The 17678-nt window shown below is 71.9% G+C and carries 16 protein-coding genes; 11 read left to right on the top strand and 5 right to left on the bottom strand.

The features are described 5' to 3' along the window. The first annotated feature begins 89 nt into the window (after positions 1-89). Genes argC through ACQEVM_RS24245 form a run of 5 tightly spaced genes read left to right on the top strand, consistent with a single transcriptional unit; the run spans position 90 to position 4947 of the window. On the top strand, positions 90-1118 hold the full coding sequence (argC, locus tag ACQEVM_RS24265; RefSeq protein ID WP_433082346.1) for an N-acetyl-gamma-glutamyl-phosphate reductase: 1029 nt from the start codon (positions 90-92) through the stop codon (positions 1116-1118). Continuing rightward, positions 1115-2272: a bifunctional glutamate N-acetyltransferase/amino-acid acetyltransferase ArgJ gene (argJ, locus tag ACQEVM_RS24260; protein ID WP_433082344.1), complete on the top strand. Its 1158-nt coding sequence runs from the start codon at positions 1115-1117 to the stop codon at positions 2270-2272. Before argC ends, argJ begins: the two co-directional genes overlap by 4 nt. After that, entirely contained in the window at positions 2269-3177 is a 909-nt protein-coding gene (gene argB / locus ACQEVM_RS24255) for an acetylglutamate kinase (protein ID WP_267797522.1), read from the top strand. Before argJ ends, argB begins: the two co-directional genes overlap by 4 nt. Next, positions 3174-4403 (top strand): acetylornithine transaminase, encoded by a 1230-nt coding sequence (locus tag ACQEVM_RS24250; protein WP_433082342.1) that lies wholly within the window; start codon positions 3174-3176, stop codon positions 4401-4403. The genes argB and ACQEVM_RS24250 overlap by 4 nt, the downstream gene beginning before the upstream one ends. Before the next feature lie 7 nt (positions 4404-4410). After that, a complete protein-coding gene (locus tag ACQEVM_RS24245) occupies positions 4411-4947 on the top strand; it encodes an arginine repressor (RefSeq protein WP_214938308.1) in 537 nt (178 codons plus the stop codon). A gap of 650 nt (positions 4948-5597) precedes the next feature. Here ACQEVM_RS24245 and ACQEVM_RS24240 read toward each other — a convergent pair. The 3 genes from ACQEVM_RS24240 to ACQEVM_RS24230 are packed head-to-tail and all read right to left on the bottom strand — an operon-like array spanning position 5598 to position 7412. Beyond that, a complete protein-coding gene (locus tag ACQEVM_RS24240) occupies positions 5598-6293 on the bottom strand; it encodes a L,D-transpeptidase family protein (protein ID WP_433082339.1) in 696 nt (231 codons plus the stop codon). 3 nt (positions 6294-6296) lie between these two features. Next, a complete protein-coding gene (locus tag ACQEVM_RS24235) occupies positions 6297-6878 on the bottom strand; it encodes a pyridoxamine 5'-phosphate oxidase family protein (RefSeq protein ID WP_433082337.1) in 582 nt (193 codons plus the stop codon). Positions 6879-6920: 42 nt separating this feature from the next. Beyond that, positions 6921-7412, bottom strand: coding sequence for a hypothetical protein (locus ACQEVM_RS24230; RefSeq protein ID WP_433085345.1), 492 nt, complete (start codon positions 7410-7412; stop codon positions 6921-6923). 928 nt (positions 7413-8340) lie between these two features. Between ACQEVM_RS24230 and ACQEVM_RS24225 the strand changes: the two genes are divergently transcribed. Both ACQEVM_RS24225 and argH read left to right on the top strand, forming a co-directional pair. Beyond that, a complete protein-coding gene (locus tag ACQEVM_RS24225; protein WP_433082335.1) occupies positions 8341-9534 on the top strand; it encodes an argininosuccinate synthase in 1194 nt (397 codons plus the stop codon). 103 nt (positions 9535-9637) lie between these two features. After that, complete coding sequence (gene argH / locus ACQEVM_RS24220) at positions 9638-11068, top strand: argininosuccinate lyase (protein ID WP_433082333.1); 1431 nt, start codon at positions 9638-9640, stop codon at positions 11066-11068. 125 nt (positions 11069-11193) lie between these two features. Here the strand turns inward: argH and ACQEVM_RS24215 are convergent, their stop codons facing one another. After that, the gene (locus ACQEVM_RS24215) at positions 11194-11715 is read right to left on the bottom strand and encodes an HAD domain-containing protein (protein WP_433082331.1); all 522 of its coding nucleotides are present in this window, start codon (positions 11713-11715) and stop codon (positions 11194-11196) included. Between the two features lie 93 nt (positions 11716-11808). Here ACQEVM_RS24215 and ACQEVM_RS24210 point away from each other — a divergent pair, with 93 nt between their 5' ends. The 3 genes from ACQEVM_RS24210 (at position 11809) to ACQEVM_RS24200 (ending at position 15467) form a co-directional block, all read left to right on the top strand. Further along, complete coding sequence (locus ACQEVM_RS24210; RefSeq protein ID WP_433082329.1) at positions 11809-12360, top strand: TetR/AcrR family transcriptional regulator; 552 nt, start codon at positions 11809-11811, stop codon at positions 12358-12360. Beyond that, the gene (locus tag ACQEVM_RS24205; protein ID WP_433082327.1) at positions 12357-13901 is read left to right on the top strand and encodes an MFS transporter; all 1545 of its coding nucleotides are present in this window, start codon (positions 12357-12359) and stop codon (positions 13899-13901) included. Before ACQEVM_RS24210 ends, ACQEVM_RS24205 begins: the two co-directional genes overlap by 4 nt. Before the next feature lie 81 nt (positions 13902-13982). Beyond that, positions 13983-15467: a membrane-associated oxidoreductase gene (locus ACQEVM_RS24200; protein WP_433082325.1), complete on the top strand. Its 1485-nt coding sequence runs from the start codon at positions 13983-13985 to the stop codon at positions 15465-15467. Positions 15468-15505: 38 nt separating this feature from the next. Here ACQEVM_RS24200 and ACQEVM_RS24195 read toward each other — a convergent pair whose 3' ends face one another. Then, on the bottom strand, positions 15506-16255 hold the full coding sequence (locus tag ACQEVM_RS24195; protein WP_329446515.1) for a lysophospholipid acyltransferase family protein: 750 nt from the start codon (positions 16253-16255) through the stop codon (positions 15506-15508). Positions 16256-16444: 189 nt separating this feature from the next. Between ACQEVM_RS24195 and ACQEVM_RS24190 the strand changes: the two genes are divergently transcribed. After that, positions 16445-17605 carry a glycerophosphodiester phosphodiesterase gene (locus ACQEVM_RS24190; protein WP_433082322.1) on the top strand — a complete coding sequence of 387 codons (1161 nt, stop codon included), beginning with the start codon at positions 16445-16447 and terminating at the stop codon, positions 17603-17605. Positions 17606-17678: the final 73 nt, after the last annotated feature.

The following is a 17678-nucleotide window of genomic DNA, read 5'->3' as shown; positions in this document are numbered from 1 at the left end:
CGTGCACGATGGTTGGGCCGGCGGGCAACCGCTGCTTTGCATAAACGTGCATAGATACGTATAGTCATGCCATCGATGAGGAGGGTCCGATGGTGGTACGAGTAGCGGTGGCCGGAGCGAGCGGATACGCGGGCGGTGAAGTCCTGCGCCTGCTGCTCTCGCACCCCGAGGTGGAGATCGGCGCGCTGACCGGCAACTCCAACGCGGGCCAATCCCTCGGCACCCTGCAACCGCACCTCGTGCCGCTCGCCGCCCGGACCCTCGAGGCGACCACGCCCGAGGTCCTCGCCGGGCACGACGTCGTCTTCCTCGCCCTGCCGCACGGCCAGTCCGCCGCCGTCGCCGCGCGGCTCGGCGAAGACGTGCTCGTCGTCGACATGGGCGCCGACCACCGCCTCAAGGACTCCGCCGACTGGGACCGGTTCTACGGCGCTCCGCACGCCGGGACCTGGCCCTACGGGCTTCCCGAGCTCCCCGGCGCCCGCGCCGCGTTGGAGCGGGCCAAGCGTATCGCCGTTCCCGGCTGCTTCCCGACCGCCGTCTCGCTCGCACTGTTCCCGGCCTACGCCGCCGGGCTCGCCGAGCCGGAGGCCGTGATCGTGGCCGCCACCGGCACCTCCGGCGCCGGCAAGGCCCTCAAGCCCCACCTGCTCGGCTCCGAGGTCATGGGCTCCGTCAGCCCGTACGGCGTGGGCGGCGGCCACCGCCACACGCCCGAGATGGTGCAGAACCTCAGCCCCCTCGCGGGCCGGCGGGTCTCGGTGTCCTTCACACCGACCCTGGTGCCCATGGCCCGGGGCATCCTCGCCACCTGCTCCGCCAAGGCCCTCCCCGGCACCACCGCCGAGGCGGTCCGCGCCGCGTACGAGAAGGCCTACGCCGACGAGCCCTTCGTGCACCTCCTCCCCGAGGGGCAGTGGCCGGTCACGAAGTCCGTCCACGGCTCCAACGCCGCCCACGTGCAGGTGGCGTACGACGAGTCCGCCGGACGGATCATCGCGATCAGCGCCATCGACAACCTGACCAAGGGCACCGCCGGCGGCGCGGTGCAGAGCATGAACATCGCCCTCGGTCTCGACGAGGGCCTCGGACTTTCCACGATCGGAGTCGCACCGTGAGCGTCACGGCAGCACAGGGATTCACGGCGGCGGGCATCGCCGCCGGAATCAAGGCGAACGGCAGCCCGGACCTGGCCCTCGTGGTCAACAACGGGCCGCGACTGGCCGCCGCGGGCGTCTTCACCTCCAACCGCGTCAAGGCCGCGCCCGTGCACTGGTCCGAGCAGGTCCTGCGCGGCGCCGCCGTCAGCGCCGTGATCCTCAACTCCGGTGGCGCCAACGCCTGTACCGGACCCAAGGGCTTCCAGGACACCCACGCCACGGCGGAGAAGGTCGCCGAGGCGCTCGGCGGCGAACACAACGCCGGCGAGATCGCCGTCGCCTCCACCGGCCTGATCGGCGTCCTGCTGCCCATGGACGAACTGCTCGCCGGCGTCGAGACCGCGGTCACCGCCCTCTCCGCCGACGGCGGCGAGGACGCGGCCATCGCCATCAAGACGACCGACAGCGTGCACAAGACGGCCACCGTCACCCGGGACGGCTGGACCGTCGGCGGCATGGCCAAGGGCGCGGGAATGCTCGCCCCGGGGCTGGCCACCATGCTCGTCGTCCTCACCACCGACGCCGACCTGGACGCACCCGCCCTCGACAAGGCGCTCCGCGCCGCCACCCGCACCACCTTCGACCGGGTCGACTCCGACGGCTGCATGTCCACCAACGACACCGTGCTGCTGCTCGCCTCGGGCGCCTCCGGCCGGGTGCCCGAGTACGAGGACTTCGCGGAGGCCGTACGGACGGTCTGCGACGACCTCGCCCGGCAGCTGATCGGCGACGCCGAAGGAGCGAGCAAGGACATCCGCGTCGAGGTCGTGGGCGCGCTCAGCGAGGACGACGCGGTCGAGGTCGGCCGGTCCATCGCCCGCAACAACCTCCTCAAGTGCGCCCTCCACGGCGAGGACCCCAACTGGGGCCGGGTGCTCTCCGCCATCGGCACCACCCGGGCCGCCTTCGACCCGGACCGGCTGAACGTCGCCATCAACGGCGTCTGGGTGTGCCGCAACGGCTCGGTCGGCGAGGACCGCGAGCTGGTCTCGATGAAGGACCGCGAGGTCCGCATCACCGCCGACCTGGCGAACGGTTCCGAGTCCGCGGTGATCTGGACCAACGACCTGACCGCCGAGTACGTCCACGAGAACAGCGCGTACAGCTCATGAGCACCGCGAGGAAGCACACCGCGCTCCCCAAGGCCGAGATCCTCATCGAGGCCCTGCCCTGGCTCACCCGCCACAACGGCAAGATCGTCGTGATCAAGTTCGGCGGCAACGCCATGATCGACGAGAACCTCAAGGCGGCCTTCGCCCAGGACGTGGTCTTCCTGCGCCAGGCCGGGCTGCGGCCCGTCGTGGTGCACGGCGGCGGACCGCAGATCAACGCCCAGCTGGACAAGCAGGGCCTGGTCAGCGAGTTCAAGGCGGGCCTGCGCGTCACCACGCCGGAGGCCATGGACGTCGTACGCATGGTGCTGGCGGGGCAGGTCCAGCGCGAGCTGGTCGGGCTGCTCAACCAGCACGGGCCGCTCGCGGTCGGCATGACCGGCGAGGACGCCCACACCATCACCGCGACCAAGCACAGCCCGCAGATCGGCGGCGAACTCGTCGACATCGGCCGGGTCGGGGTGATCACCGCCATCGAGACGGGCGCGATCGAGGCGCTGCTGGCCGACGGCCGGATCCCCGTCATCTCCTCCATCGCGCGCAGTGCCGACGACCACCACGTCTACAACGTCAACGCCGACACGGCGGCCGCGGCCCTCGCCGCCGCGCTGGGCGCCGAGACGCTGATGGTCCTCACCGACGTCGAGGGCCTGTACGCGGACTGGCCGAACAGCGACGAGGTGATCAGCCGGCTCACCGTCGGCGAGCTGGAGAAACTGCTGCCCGAGCTGTCCAGCGGCATGGTGCCCAAGATGGAGGGCTGCCTGCACGCCGTGCGCAACGGCGTGAACACCGCCCGCGTGATCGACGGACGGGTCCAGCACTCGATCCTGTTGGAGATCTTCACCGACGAGGGAATCGGCACGATGGTCGTGCCCGACGCACAGGGAGGGGAACCCGCATGACCGGCGGAAACCAGGAGACCGGCAACCAGCGCTTCAGCGCCCGCTGGCGGGGCGCGCTGACCGACAACTACGGCACCCCGGCGCTGGCCCTCGTGCGCGGCGAGGGCGCCCAGGTCTGGGACGCGGACGGCAGGCAGTACACCGACTTCGTCGGCGGCATCGCGGTCAACGCCCTGGGTCACGCGCACCCGGCGATCGTGTCGGCCGTCACCTCGCAGATCTCCACCCTCGGCCACGTCTCCAACCTGTACGCCTCCGAGCCGGTGTTGGCGCTCGCCGAGCGGCTGCTCCAGCTCTTCGACCGCCCGGGGCGGATCTTCTTCTGCAACTCCGGCGCCGAGGCCGTCGAGGGCGCCTTCAAGATCGGCCGGTTGACCGGGCGGACCCACATGGTGGCCACCGACGGCGGCTTCCACGGCCGGACCATGGGCGCCCTCGCGCTCACCGGCCAGCCCCAAAAGCAGGAGCCCTTCCTGCCCCTGCCCGGCGACGTCACACACGTCCCCTACGGCGACGTGGAGGCCCTGCGGGCCGCCGTCACCGAGGAGACCGCACTGGTGATCATCGAGCCGATCCAGGGCGAGAACGGCGTCGTCGTCCCGCCCGCCGGCTACCTGACGGCCGCCCGCGAGATCACCCGGGCCACCGGGACCCTGCTCGTGCTCGACGAGGTGCAGACCGGCATCGGGCGGTGCGGCCAGTGGTTCGAGCACCACGCCCACGAGGGCGTCGAGCCCGACCTCGTCACGCTCGCCAAGGGCCTGGGCGGCGGCCTCCCGATCGGCGCCGTCGCCGCCTTCGGCCCGGCCGCCGACCTGCTCCGGCCCGGCCAGCACGGCACCACCTTCGGCGGGAACCCGGTCGCCTGCGCCGCCGGCCTCGCCGTGATCGACACCATCGCCGCCGACGGCCTGCTCGACCGGGTCAAGGCGCGCGGCGAGCGGCTGCACTCCGGGATCGAGGGCCTGGGCCACGGCCTGGTGTCCCACGTCCGCGGCGCCGGCCTCCTGCTGGGTATCGTGCTGACCGAGCCGCTCGCAGCCCTGGTGCAGCAGGCGGCTCAGGACGCCGGCTTCCTGGTGAACGCGCCCGCCCCCGACGTCGTACGGCTGATGCCCCCGTACGTACTGACCGAGGCGGAGGCGGACGCGTTCCTCCGGGCCCTGCCCGGCGTGCTCGACGCAGCCAGGGACGCAGCCAACGGGGACGGACGAACCGGGGAATGAGACGACGATGAGTCAGGCGCAGGAACATGAGCAGAACGGCCAGTCCGTCCCCCAGACCCGCACCGCACGCCACCGCCGGATCGTGGACATCCTCAACCGGCAACCGGTGCGCTCGCAGAGTCAGTTGGCCAAGCTGCTCGCCGACGACGGGCTGAGCGTCACGCAGGCGACGCTCTCGCGGGACCTCGACGAGCTGGGCGCGGTGAAGATCCGCAACACGGGTGGCGAGCTGATCTACGCGGTTCCCAGCGAGGGCGGCTTCCGCACCCCGCAGGCCCCGCTCGGCGAGTCGGCGAAGGAGGAGCGCATGCGGCGCCTCTCCGGGGAGCTGTTGATCTCCGCCGAGGCCTCCGCGAACCTCGTGGTCCTGCGCACCCCGCCCGGTGCGGCCCAGTTCCTCGCCTCCGCGATCGACCAGGCCGAACTCCGGGAGATCCTCGGCACCATCGCCGGCGACGACACCCTGATGCTCATCAGCCGGGATCCGGCGGGCGGTCAGGCCCTCGCCGACCACCTGTTGCGGTTGGCGCAGAAGGAGAGCTGAGCCCCGCGAGGGGCGGTGAAATCGGCTGTCGGGAACGCCTGTTCGCCCCCTGGCCTCCACGGGTGCACTCCTTCGCCCTGCCCGCCTCGCTGACCGTCGTGGCCTGCCTCCTGTACGGGGCCATCGGCGTGCGGTGGTGGCACAGGGCCGCCGCCGACCGGGCCCTCGCCGAGGCCGTCGCCGGCCTCGACGTGGACCCGTACCACTCCGCCGTCGTCACCGGCCACGCGACCGAGGCGGCCGCCGCACACGGCCGCCCAGTGGGCCTCGACCCTGGCGACCGCGGCGGCGCTCGTGGCCCTGTGCTGCGCGGAATCCGTCAACCGCAGGATGCTCGCGGCCACGGCCGTGCCCGACCTGTCGGCGCAGCGCCACCGGGCGCGGCGGCATCCGGCGTTGACGGCGCTGGACGCCCGACGGACCACCCTGGTGCACCGCGGCCTCGGAGACCGGGAGCCGCGACGGGGCCCCGTCGCCACCCGCCTGCGGGTCCGTGGCCGCGGCGCGCGGGGCACACGGACGCGCGGCGCGAGCGCGCGGAGCCGGCGGGCGTACCGTCGAGGGGCGCCCGGCCGACCCGGAGCGCCCCGACAACGCGGCGAGGTGCGGCATCGGGCGCCGCGGGCCGGGCGGGACTTCGACGGCAGGGCCTAGTACCGGGTCGCGGCGAGCGGGCCGTCCTGCGTGCCGACCACGATGTGCGGGCGGCGGCGTGGGTCCGCCCAGCGCAGGATCGCGCGCATCGACCGCTCCGGCACGGACACGCAGCCCGCCGTCGCCCCCTTGCCGTTGACGTGCAGGAAGATGCCCGCGCCCCGGCCGCGTACGGGCCGGTCGTAGTTGAAGTCCATCACCAGCGCGTACGCGTACTGCTGCCGGTACGTGACCAGGTGCTCGGCCTCGCCCGGCGCGCAGTCGGCCGGCAGCGGCTCCACCCAGCGGTTGTAGCTGCTCGACGCGTTGTCCTGGCACCACCAGGAACGCTCGGTCACCCGCCGGTATCGGGTGCGGTACTCCGTGCCCGCGGGCGCAGCCGCGATGCCGAACGCGTACGGCAGTCCGTACAGGCCCGTCGGGGTGGTGTTCGTGCCCTGGACCCGGGTGGCGCCCTCGGCCAGGCCGTTCGCCCCGAACCGCGCGGGGGCGCTGCCCGCCTCGTACCAGCGGCCCGCGCGCCGGTCCCACCAGGTGAGCCGGCCCGTCGTGGATCCGGCGGAGGGGGCGACGGCGACGATCAGCTGACTGCCGCCCCCGGTGTCGGCGAGGCGCGCGGGCAGGGGTGTGGGTCCGGGCCACAGCAGGCCGGTGACGAACAGTGAGCCGGCGAGGAGAGCGGTACGCAGCACCCGTCAGACGGTACGGGCAGGGAGGGGCAGAGGCAGTGCAGGCAGGCCGTCGAGACTCGTTCCGATGTGGTCCTTCTTCTCGCAGTACTCGGCGAACTCCTCGTCCGTCTTGCGGCCGAAGTACTCCGCGTGCAGGGTGCGCTCGCCCTGGTAGTCCATGAGGGGGACGGCGTAACCGCACACGTCCGCGATCCGGCGGGCGTGGACCACGACGATCGCCCGCGCCGAGGGCCCGTCGGCCTCCCCGAACAGGGCGATGAGTTCGCCCCAGCGCGGATCGTCACGGAAGACCGCCTCGCCCTCGCCGTGGATGCGCACGATGTTCGGCGGACCGGAGAACGCGCACCACATCAGGGTGATGCGGCCGTTCTCGCGGACGTGGGCGACGGTCTCGGCACCGCTCCCGCCGAAGTCGAGGTAGGCGAGGGTCTGCTCGTCGATGACGACGAGGGTCCCGGCGCGGCCCTTGGGGGAGAGGTTGACATGACCGTCCCCGGCGAGCGGGGCGGTCGCGGTGAAGAAGACCGGCTGTTCCTCGATGAACTTCCGCAGGCGGCCGTCGATCTGTTCATAGAGCTTTCCCATGACCTGATCATCTCCTGTCACGCCGGGCGACCACCGCACGTTTCACCTCGTGAGACCCAGGCGCGAGCGTCGCACCCCCATCTCGTACGCGTCGAACAGCCCCGCCGAGCGCCGCAACGGCTCCGCGAGTTCCGGCCGGTCCGTGTCATCCGTGTGGAGACTGAGCTGCCAGTTCCACCCCCGTACGGTGGCACGGGCCGTCGCCCGCAGGCGGGGGTCGGGGTCCCCGACCAGCGCGACGCAGGCCCGCAGTTCCGTGATGCCGCGTCGTGCCCGCAGCAGCCGGAAGGCGGCCCGGCGCAGGTGCCGGGGGCGGTCCGCCTCGAGCTGTTCGACCAGCCGGTCGGTGTCCAGACGCCCCGATGCCGGGAGCAGGCTGAGGGAGGCCTCGCGCACCACGGCCGGCCAGGGGTCCTCCAACAGGGCGGTCAGCGCCGCGATGCCGGTGTTGTCGTCGTTGTCGTCCAGGAGCCGCAGCCCGGCGACGGCCGCGGCGCGCACCCGTCCGTCGGGGTGGGTGAGCAGGGCGTGCAGCCGCGGGCCGTCGGTGCGGCGGGCGCTCGGCGAAGCCCGCCACGGCGTGAGCGGTGACCCGCCCGGGATCCGTCACCAGCTCCAGACAGTGCGGGAAGGGGTCGCCGCCGCCCTGGCCGACGAGCCATCGCGCGCAGGCCCGCACCAGGCCGGAGCGGTCCGTTGGATGGCGCGTCGCCTCCCGGGTCCGTCCGGCTCCGCGCAGTGCCGTGACCCCGGTGGCGCGGACCGTCGGTGACCGCGCGCCGAGCAGCAGGTCGACGGCCTCGTCGTCGGGCCCGTCGGCGGCCATCAGCCGGGTGACCGCGTCGGCCCACAGTCGGGCGGTGACGGGGTCGGGGTCGGTCGCGGCGAGGCGGGCCAGGGCGCGGGCGTCGAACCGCCCGGCGAGGGTGCGAGCGGCGCGCTCGGGGTCGGTGCGCAGGAGCGCGCCGAGCGCCTGGCGGGCCCGGTCCCGTACCGCCGGCGCCCAGTCGGCGCACCGGATCGCGACGAGTTCGGGCCACCGTTCGGCCCGTTCGAGCGCGGCCTCGCGGATCCGCCCGTCGGGGTGGCACAGCAGGGTCTCGTGGAGGCCTTCCCGGGGCCCGGCCGAGTCGCCCGGGTCGTCACGCAGTCGGCTGCGGACCTCCTGGTCGAACGCGATCCACGCCGCCGGCCCGGCGTCCGCGAGTTCCCGTCGGACGTCCGCTCCCGGGCGGGCCGCGTTCTGCCCCGTCCGGAGGTGTTCTTCCCGGTGTACGCGCACGTCGGCGCCGCCTTCCTTGGGCTTGATGCGCCGATGCTACGGACGTTCATCCGGCGAGGGCCATTGAATAACCGCAGGCCAGAGGCGAGCGGACACGGTCGATTGACGAAACATACGGAGCAGTGCATAGTTATGCCTGTCGTTGAATGCATCGTGTCGAACACCCCCTGAGGAGGCACCGTGACCGAGCGCGTCGTACTCGCCTACTCGGGCGGTCTGGACACCTCCGTCGCCATCGGCTGGATCGCCGAGGAGACGGGCGCCGAGGTCATCGCCGTCGCGGTGGACGTCGGGCAGGGCGGCGAGGACCTCGACGTCATCCGCGAGCGCGCCCTCGCCTGCGGCGCCGTCGAGGCCGAGGTCGCGGACGCCAAGGACGAGTTCGCCGACGAGTACTGCCTTCCGGCGATCAAGGCGAACGCCCTCTACATGGACCGCTACCCGCTGGTGTCGGCCCTGTCCCGGCCGGTCATCGTCAAGCACCTGGTGGCGGCCGCCCGCAAGCACGGCGCCTCGACCGTCGCCCACGGCTGCACCGGCAAGGGCAACGACCAGGTCCGCTTCGAGGCCGGCATCGCCTCCCTCGGCCCCGACCTGACGTGCGTCGCCCCGGTCCGCGACTACGCGATGACCCGGGACAAGGCGATCGGCTTCTGCGAGGAGAAGAACCTCCCGATCGCGACGACCAGGAAGTCCCCGTACTCCATCGACCAGAACGTCTTCGGGCGCGCGGTCGAGACGGGGTTCCTGGAGGACATCTGGAACGCGCCGATCGAGGACGTCTACGAGTACACCGCGAACCCGGCCCTCCCTCGCGAGGCCGACGAGGTCGTGATCTCCTTCGAGGAGGGGGTCCCGGTCGCCCTCGACGGCAGGCCCGTCAGCGTGCTCCAGGCCATCCGGCAGCTCAACGAGCGCGCCGGTGCCCAGGGCGTCGGCCGGATCGACATGGTCGAGGACCGCCTCGTGGGCATCAAGTCCCGTGAGGTGTACGAGGCCCCGGGCGCCATCGCGCTGATCACGGCCCACCAGGAGCTGGAGAACGTCACCGTCGAGCGCGAACTGGCCCGCCACAAGCGGCAGGTCGAGCAGCGCTGGGGCGAGCTGGTCTACGACGGCCTGTGGTTCTCCCCGCTCAAGCGCGCCCTGGACGGCTTCCTCGACGAGGCCAACCGGTACGTGACCGGCGACATCCGGATGACCCTGCACGGCGGCCGAGCCGTCGTCACGGGGCGCAGGTCGGACGTGTCGCTCTACGACTTCAACCTGGCCACCTACGACTCGGGCGACACCTTCGACCAGTCCAAGGCCCAGGGCTTCATCGAGATCTTCGGCCTGTCGTCGAAGATCGCCGCACGCCGCGACCTCGCCTGAGTCCAGTCGTTGGGTCGTTACGCAGTACGACGTCGGCCTCCCCGACACCTCCGCGGCGGGGAGTCCGCGCACATCCGAGCATGCAGTCTGAGGAGCAGTAGCTGTGAGCAGCAACAACGGTGGTGACGTCCGGCTCTGGGGCGGCCGGTTCGCCGACGGCCCCGCCGAGGCCCTCGCGAAACTGTCCGCGTCGGTCCACTTCGACTGGCGCCTCGCGCCGTACGACATCGCCGGTTCCCGGGCCCACGCCCGTGTCCTGCACAAGGCGGGTCTTCTGACGGCCGAGGAACTGGACCGGATGACCGACGGTCTGGACCGGCTGGAGGCCGACGTGGCCGACGGCTCCTTCGTCGGCACCATCGCCGACGAGGACGTCCACACCGCCCTGGAGCGGGGCCTCCTGGAGCGGCTCGGCGCCGACCTCGGCGGCAAGCTGCGCGCCGGCCGGTCCCGCAACGACCAGGTGGCCACGCTCTTCCGGATGTACCTGCGCGACCACGCCCGGATCGTCGGCGGCCTGATCGCGGACCTCCAGGACGCGCTGGTCGGCCTCGCCGAGACGCACGCCGACGTGGCCATGCCGGGTCGGACCCACCTCCAGCACGCGCAGCCGGTGCTCTTCGCCCACCACGTGCTGGCCCACGTGCAGTCCCTGTCCCGGGACGCCGAGCGGCTGCGCCAGTGGGACACCCGGACCGCGGTCTCCCCGTACGGATCGGGTGCCCTCGCGGGCTCCTCGCTGGGCCTGGACCCGGAGGCGGTCGCCGCCGACCTGGGCTTCGAGCGCGGCTCGGTCGGCAACTCGATCGACGGCACCGCGTCCCGCGACTTCGTCGCCGAGTTCGCCTTCATCACCGCGATGATCGGGATCAACCTGTCCCGGATCGCGGAGGAGATCATCATCTGGAACACGAAGGAGTTCTCCTTCGTGACCCTGCACGACGCCTTCTCCACCGGCTCGTCGATCATGCCGCAGAAGAAGAACCCGGACATCGCCGAGCTCGCGCGGGGCAAGTCGGGTCGGCTCATCGGCAACCTGACCGGCCTGCTCGCCACCCTGAAGGCCCTCCCGCTCGCCTACAACCGGGACCTCCAGGAGGACAAGGAGCCCGTCTTCGACTCCTGCGACACCCTCGAAGTCCTGCTCCCCGCCTTCACCGGCATGATGGCCACCCTCACGATCAACCGGGAGCGGATGGAGGAACTCGCTCCGGCGGGCTTCTCCCTCGCCACCGACATCGCGGAGTGGCTGGTCAAGCAGGGTGTGCCGTTCCGGGTGGCGCACGAGGTCGCCGGCGAGTGCGTCAAGGAGTGCGAGGCGCTGGACATCGAGCTGGACGAGCTCACCGACGAGCAGTTCGCGAAGATCTCGGAGCACCTCACCCCCGAGGTCCGCACCGTTCTGAACGTCACCGGGGCCCTGGCCTCCCGCAACGGTCGCGGCGGCACCGCCCCCTCGGCGGTGGCCACCCAGCTCACCGAGCTCAAGGCCGACCTGGTCATCCAGCACGCCTGGGCGATCCACAAGCAGTAGCCGCGCGACCCGAAGGGGGCGTCCGGAGCACCCGCTCCGGACGCCCCCTTCGGCGTGCCGCCCCGCAGCCTCCGCGAGCCCCGCCCGTTCCGCGAGCCCCGCCCGTTCCGGGGGTTCCCGGGCGTCTACGCGGCCCAGTGCGCCGGCGCGTCGAAGTCGGCCGGGGTCAGCCCGATCCGTTCGTCGATGCGCATCAGCAGGGTGCGCGCCGGATGGCGCTGGTCCACGTACTCCCGGTCCATCGCGGTGATGTCGTCGTCGATCCACGCGAAGGGCCGCCCTCCGGCGTACTTCAGCACGTACTGCGTCTTCCAGAAGGTGCCGCGCGGCGCCCGGCCGTGCATCTGCGGCCAGTCGATGTACGGCAGGCGGGGGAGACCCAGGCGGGGGCCTATCCAGTCGTTGGCCTCGTCCTTCCACGTCGTCGCCCAGACCAGCTCGTAGGTCTCCGCCAGGGCGAGCAGCGCCGTGCCGTGGTCGGGGTTCAGCCAGACCCGCAGGGGCTTCGCGCTCTCGGCCCCGGTCCAGCCGGTGGGGCGCATGCGATGGGTGCCGTAGCCCTCGGGGCGGCTCTGCGGTTTGGCCGCGTACGGGTTCAGCGGGCCGTCGACGTCGATCAGCAGCAGGGGGCGGTGTCTCGGGTTCATCTCGACAGGATTCCTTTCGCCGCCCTGCGGGGCAGCTTGGTTTTGGATCACCCCGATGAGACAAAGTTGTCTCATTCGGGTTATGGTTGTCTCATGGCCATGGATCGTGACCAGGTGCTCCGCGACGCGGCGGCCCTGCTCTCCCGCAAATCGACCGCGACGATGGACGAGGTCGCCCGCGCCGCCGGAATCGGCCGCGCGACCCTCCACCGGCACTTCGCCGGGCGCGACGCCCTCGTACGGGCCCTGGAGGATCTGGGGATCCGCGAGTTCGAGGTGGCGTTCGACCAAGCCCGCCTCGGCGAGGACACGGCCGTCGACGCGCTCACACGGCTCGTCGCCGAGGTGGAGCCCAACGCCCAGCTGCTGGCCTTCCTCGTCACCGAGAACCAGCTGTTCGAGGGCGACGAGGTCAACGAGGGCTGGGCCCGGCTCGACGCCCGCGTGAACGCCCTCTTCCGGCGCGGCCAGGAAGAGGGGGACATCAGGATCGACCTGAGCCCCGCGTGGCTCACCGAGGCCCTCTACGGGCTGGTCGGCACCTGCGCCTGGGCCGTCATGGACGGCCGGGTCGCGGCCAAGGACTTTCAGTACATGATCATCGAGCTGCTGCTCGGTGGCGCACGACGGAGTGTGGAGAAATGAGTCGTACCGAAGAGCTGAGCAGGCGGACGGGGACGGAGGGACAGAGCCGAGGCCGCTGGCTGGCGCTCTCCGTGCTCGTCCTGGCCGTGCTGCTGGTCGCGGTCGACGCCACCGTACTCGGCCTCGCGACCCCCGCCCTCAGTGAGGACCTCAAGCCGTCCGGCACCCAACTGCTGTGGATCGGCGACATCTACTCCTTCGTCATCGCCGGCCTGCTCGTCTCCATGGGCTCCCTCGGCGACCGCATCGGCCGCAAGAAGCTGCTGCTCATCGGAGCCACGGCCTTCGGCGCCGTCTCCGTGCTCAACGCGTACGCGAGCAGCCCCGAGATGATGATCCTGGCCCGCGCGCTCCTCGGCGTGGCCGGCGCCACCCTGATGCCGTCCACCCTCGCGTTGATCCGCAACATCTTCCACGACCCCCGGGAGCGCAGCCTCGCGATCGGCATCTGGGGCGCCACCGCCTCGGCCGGCGCGGCCGTCGGCCCCGTCGTCGGCGGAGCGCTGCTCCAGCACTTCTGGTGGGGTTCCGTCTTCCTCATCAACCTCCCCGTGATGATCGTCCTGGTCATCGTCGGCATCAAGCTGCTTCCCGAGTCCAGGAACCCGGTCGCCGGGCCCTGGGACCTGATCAGCGTCGGCCTCTCCCTCGTCGGCATCATCGCCGTCGTCTACGCCGTCAAGGAAGCCGCCACCCACGGGCCCTCGTGGGAGGCCGCCGGCATCGCCCTCCTGGGCATCGGCACGCTCTACGCCTTCGTGCGCCGCCAGTTCACGCTGACCGCACCGCTCCTCGACATGAGGCTGTTCAAGCACCGCGGCTTCTCCGGCGCCGTCCTCGCCGACCTGCTCACCGTCTTCGGACTGTCCGGCCTGGTCTTCTTCCTGTCCCAGTTCCTCCAGCTCGTCCAGGGGCGCGAACCGCTGGAGGCGGGCCTGGCGGAGCTGCCCGCCGCGATCGGCGCGGTGGCCACGGGTCTGCTCGCCGGCCGGTACGCCCGCAAGTACTCGGTACGGGTGCTGGTCAGCGGGGGTCTCGCCGCCATCGGCGCGGCCCTGGCCGTCCTCACCGTGATCCACAAGGAGACCGGCTACCCGCTGCTCGGCGCGGCCCTGCTCGTGGTCGGCCTCGGCGCCGGCTTCTCCTTCACGGTCACCGCCGACGTCATCCTCTCCAGCGTCCCCAAGGAGCAGGCCGGGTCCGCCTCGGCCGTCTCCGAGACCGCGTACGAACTCGGCGCCGCCCTCGGCATCGCCCTGCTCGGCTCCATCGTCACCGGCGTCTACCAGAGCTTCACCGCCCCGGCGTCGGTCTCCGGCCCGGTCGCCGACGCGGCGCACGAATCGCTCGGCGGCGCCGTCGAAGCGGCCAAGTCGCTGGACCCGGAGACCGCCCGGACGATGGTCGACGCGGCACAGGTCGCCTTCGTGGACGGGCTGCGACTCGCCTCCGGCGTCGGCGCGGCCGTGCTGCTGGCCACCGCCGTGGCCGCCTGGTTCCTGCTCAAGGGGCAGGAGCTCCAGGACGGGATCGAGCACTGACCGCGGTGCCGTGATCCCCTCAAGGGACGGTGTCCCGCCCATGGTTGACAGGCCGTCGACAAGCGGGACACCATCCCGGCGATGGAGATCAACGAGCTGACGCCGGCCGAGCGCCGCGTATGGGACGCCTTCCCGCGCGGCGAAGGCGTCGACTTCAGGACGTCGCCCGACGAGGACTCCTCGGACGGCGGCTCCTGGGGGCCCGAGCGGACCCTGCGCGCCGAGGTGATCACCGCCCTGGTGCTGAGCGGGGCCCCGGCCACCGGCCAGGTGCCGGGGCTCAACGTCAGGGGCGCCCGGATCACCGGCAAGCTGGACCTCAAGTACGCGATCGTGCCGTACGGGATCCGCCTGCGGGGTTGCTGGTTCGAACGCAAGCCCCTCGTCCACGGGGCCCAGCTGCGCGCCCTCGTCCTGTCCGACTCCACCCTGCCCGGCCTGACCGGTGCCACCGTGAGCGTCGACATCGCGCTGCGGCTGTCCTGCTGCCGGATCACCGGGCCCGTCCGCCTCCAGGGCGCCCGCATATCCGGCGGCCTCTTCATCCGGCGGGCGGTCCTCGGGAACCCGGACGCGCCGGGCGGACAGGAATCGGACGAGGAACCGCTGCTCCAGATCAACCACGCCCACATCGGCACCGACGTCATCGCCATGGACCTCACCGTCCACGGCCAGACCCGCGTCAACGGCGCCGTCGTCGGCGGCCAGGTCAACCTCGACGGCGCCCGTCTGTCCGCCCCCGGCGGCACCGCCCTGCACGCCGAGAACCTCACCGTCGGAACCGACCTGCGGGCCATGCACATGGAGGCCCGGGGCCGCGTCAACCTCAGCGGAGCCCGCATCCCCGGCCAGCTCAATTTCGCCCACGCCCGGTTGGTCAACCCCGGCGGCGTCGCCCTGCGCGCGTCGAGCTGCGTGATCGGCGAGGTCTGGCTGCGGTCCTGCCCGAGGCTCCGGGGCGACGTCAACCTGCGCCGCTCCACCTTCGACCTGCTCCACGTCGAGCCCGACGCCTGGCCGGAGCGGATCCACCTCGACGGCCTGACCTACCGCACCCTGGCCCCCCACCTGCCGGCCGAGCAACGGCTGCCCGCGCTGGAGCACGAGGAGTCCGGTTACCTTCCGTACGCCTACGAACAGCTCTCCGCGGCCTACCGCACGGTCGGCGACGAACTCGCCGCCCGGACCGTCCAACTCGCCAAACTCCGCCGACACCGGCGCACCCAGCCACGGCACGCACGGCTCTGGGGACTGCTCCAGGACGTCACCGTCGGCTACGGATACCGGCCGATGCGGGCGGCCGGCTGGCTGACGGCCCTGCTGCTCACGGGGTGGATCGCGTACGGTCTGGAGCCGCCGCCCGCGCTGAAGGCGGACGAGGTGCCGCAGTTCAACGCGGTGTTCTACACGCTCGACCTGATGCTGCCGATCATCGGATTCGGGCAGGAGGGCGCCTTCGCACCACGCGGCTGGTACCAGTGGCTGTCGTACCTGCTGATCGTGACCGGCTGGGTCCTCGCCACGACCACCGCGGCGGGCGTCAGCCGGTCACTGCGCCGCCAGTAGCGGCGGCGCGGCGACGATCAGGCGGCCTTCGCCTTGGTTCAGGCGGCCTTTGCCTTGGTGGCGTACATGTCGACGTACTCCTGGCCGGACAGGCGCATGACCTCGGCCATCACCGAGTCGGTGACGGCGCGCAGCACGTAGCGGTCGCGGTCCATGCCCTCGTACCGGGAGAACTCCATCGGCTCGCCGAAGCGCAGGGTGACCCGCCCCGGGCGGGGCATGCCCTTGCCGCCGGGCTGGAGCTTGTCGGTGCCGATCATCGCGAACGGGACCACGGGCGCGCCCGTCATCAGGGTCAGACGGGCGATGCCGGTGCGACCGCGGTAGAGCCGGCCGTCGGGGGAGCGGGTGCCCTCCGGGTAGATGCCGAAGATCTTGCCCTCTTCGAGAATCCGGCGACCGGTCATCAGGGCCGCGACCCCGCCGTTGGCACCGTCGCGGTCCACCGGGATCATGCCGGAGCCGGTGAAGAACCAGGCCATCACGCGACCCTTGAGGCCCTTGCCCGTCACGTACTCGTCCTTGCCGATGAAGTGCACCGTCCGGTCGCACACCAGGGGCAGGATCATCGAGTCGATGAAGGTGAGGTGGTTGCCCGCGAGGATCACCGCACCGGTGCCCGGAATGTTCTCGATGCCCTCCACCTTCGTGCGGAACATCAGCCGCATGACGGGTCCGACGGTGGCCTTGATGAGCGCGGTACGGAACAACGTGAGCCCTCCGGCATCGAAACGCGGGTTGCGCACCACACAGTGGTAGTGCAGGTGAGGACGATACTCGCGGGTCATCACTGATCGCACATCGGGTTCACGTGTCGGATACGCAGTGTTGACGCGCGTTCGCGCCAAATTCGGCCAGGCGGCCCCTCCGGGCCATCGACCGCTGCCTACCATCGGCACGCCGATTCGGGCCGTCTGACACCGGGCCAACCGAGGTCCCGTGACCACCGGCCCTTGTCCGAACGGGGAGTGGCGGTCATGACGCAGGGTGGGACGGCGCGACGCGCGGTACTGGGAGCGGCGGTCCTGGCGGCGGGAGGCGGACTCGTCGGACTCCCCGCGCCGACCGCCGCGGCGGCGACCGCGGCCACGGGGCGCGGCGGCTACCGGGACCTCCCCGTCCCGACGGTGATCGGCCACCGGGGCGCCTCGGGCTACCGGCCGGAGCACACCCTGGGCTCGTACCGGCTGGCCCTCGACCTGGGCGCCGACGTCATCGAGCAGGACCTCGTCCCCACCAGGGACGGCCACCTCGTGTGCCGCCACGAGAACGAGATCGGCGGCACCACCGACGTCGCCGACCACCCCGCGTTCGCCTCCCGGCGCGTCACCAAGACCGTCGACGGGGTGCCCGTCACGGGCTGGTTCACCGAGGACTTCACCCTCGCCGAACTGAAGACGCTGCGCGCCAAGGAACGCATCCCCGCCGTCCGTCGGCGCAACACCCTCTACGACGGCCGGTGGGCCGTGCCCACCTTCGAGGAGGTGCTGCGCTGGGCGGACCGCGAGGGCGAAAGGCGTGGCAGGCGGATCTGGCTGCACGTCGAGACCAAGCACCCCACCTACTTCCGGGGACTGGGCCTCGGTCTGGAGGAGCCGCTCGCCCGACTGCTGCGCCGGTACGGCCGCGACGGCCGCGACGCGCCCCTCTTCCTCCAGTCGTTCGAGCCGTCCAGCATCCAACGGCTCGCCCGACTGGTCTCGGCGCCCCGCGTGGTGCTGCTGTCGGCCGCCAACACCCGCCCCTGGGACTTCGAGGCCGCCGGCGACCCGCGCACCGTCGCCGACCTGGTCACGCCCGACGGGCTGAAGTGGATCGCCGGCTTCGCCCAGGGGATCGGCCCGACCCTCGACCTGATCGTGCCGCGCACCGCGGACGGCAGGCTCGGCACCCCCACCACGCTGGTGCGCGACGCCCACGCCCGCGGACTGGTGCTCCACCCCTACACCGCGCGGAACGAGAACAGCTTCCTGCCGACCGAATACCGCAAGGGCACCGACCCGGCCGACTACGGTGACGCTTTCGGCGCCTTCCGCGCGTACTTCGAACTGGGCATCGACGGAATCTTCACCGACAACCCGGACACCGGGCTGCTCGCGGCCGAGGACTTCCGCCCGGGCCGCGGCGGACACCGATAGCGCGGGCGCGTCCCGGGAGGAACGCCCGCCGAACGCGTCAACGGGCGCGCGGAGTTTCTCGTACGAGTGTTCC

Origin of the sequence: Streptomyces sp. CA-243310 (assembly GCF_050936775.1) — a bacterium.
In the GTDB taxonomy this organism is placed as follows: domain Bacteria; phylum Actinomycetota; class Actinomycetes; order Streptomycetales; family Streptomycetaceae; genus Streptomyces.
The sequence above is the reverse complement of the archived record's forward strand: the minus strand, read 5'-3'. Positions and strand labels throughout refer to the sequence as shown.

Excerpts from the sequence above, each read along its gene's own strand:
- argC (WP_433082346.1), top strand. The coding sequence starts at position 90 with ATGGTGGTACGAGTAGCGGTGGCCGGAGCGAGCGGATACGCGGGCGGT.
- argB (WP_267797522.1), top strand. The coding sequence starts at position 2,269 with ATGAGCACCGCGAGGAAGCACACCGCGCTCCCCAAGGCCGAGATCCTC.
- ACQEVM_RS24250 (WP_433082342.1), top strand. The coding sequence starts at position 3,174 with ATGACCGGCGGAAACCAGGAGACCGGCAACCAGCGCTTCAGCGCCCGC.
- ACQEVM_RS24245 (WP_214938308.1), top strand. The coding sequence starts at position 4,411 with ATGAGTCAGGCGCAGGAACATGAGCAGAACGGCCAGTCCGTCCCCCAG.
- ACQEVM_RS24235 (WP_433082337.1), bottom strand. The coding sequence starts at position 6,878 with ATGGGAAAGCTCTATGAACAGATCGACGGCCGCCTGCGGAAGTTCATC.
- ACQEVM_RS24215 (WP_433082331.1), bottom strand. The coding sequence starts at position 11,715 with ATGAACCCGAGACACCGCCCCCTGCTGCTGATCGACGTCGACGGCCCG.
- ACQEVM_RS24210 (WP_433082329.1), top strand. The coding sequence starts at position 11,809 with ATGGCCATGGATCGTGACCAGGTGCTCCGCGACGCGGCGGCCCTGCTC.
- ACQEVM_RS24205 (WP_433082327.1), top strand. The coding sequence starts at position 12,357 with ATGAGTCGTACCGAAGAGCTGAGCAGGCGGACGGGGACGGAGGGACAG.
- ACQEVM_RS24200 (WP_433082325.1), top strand. The coding sequence starts at position 13,983 with ATGGAGATCAACGAGCTGACGCCGGCCGAGCGCCGCGTATGGGACGCC.
- ACQEVM_RS24195 (WP_329446515.1), bottom strand. The coding sequence starts at position 16,255 with ATGACCCGCGAGTATCGTCCTCACCTGCACTACCACTGTGTGGTGCGC.
- ACQEVM_RS24190 (WP_433082322.1), top strand. The coding sequence starts at position 16,445 with ATGACGCAGGGTGGGACGGCGCGACGCGCGGTACTGGGAGCGGCGGTC.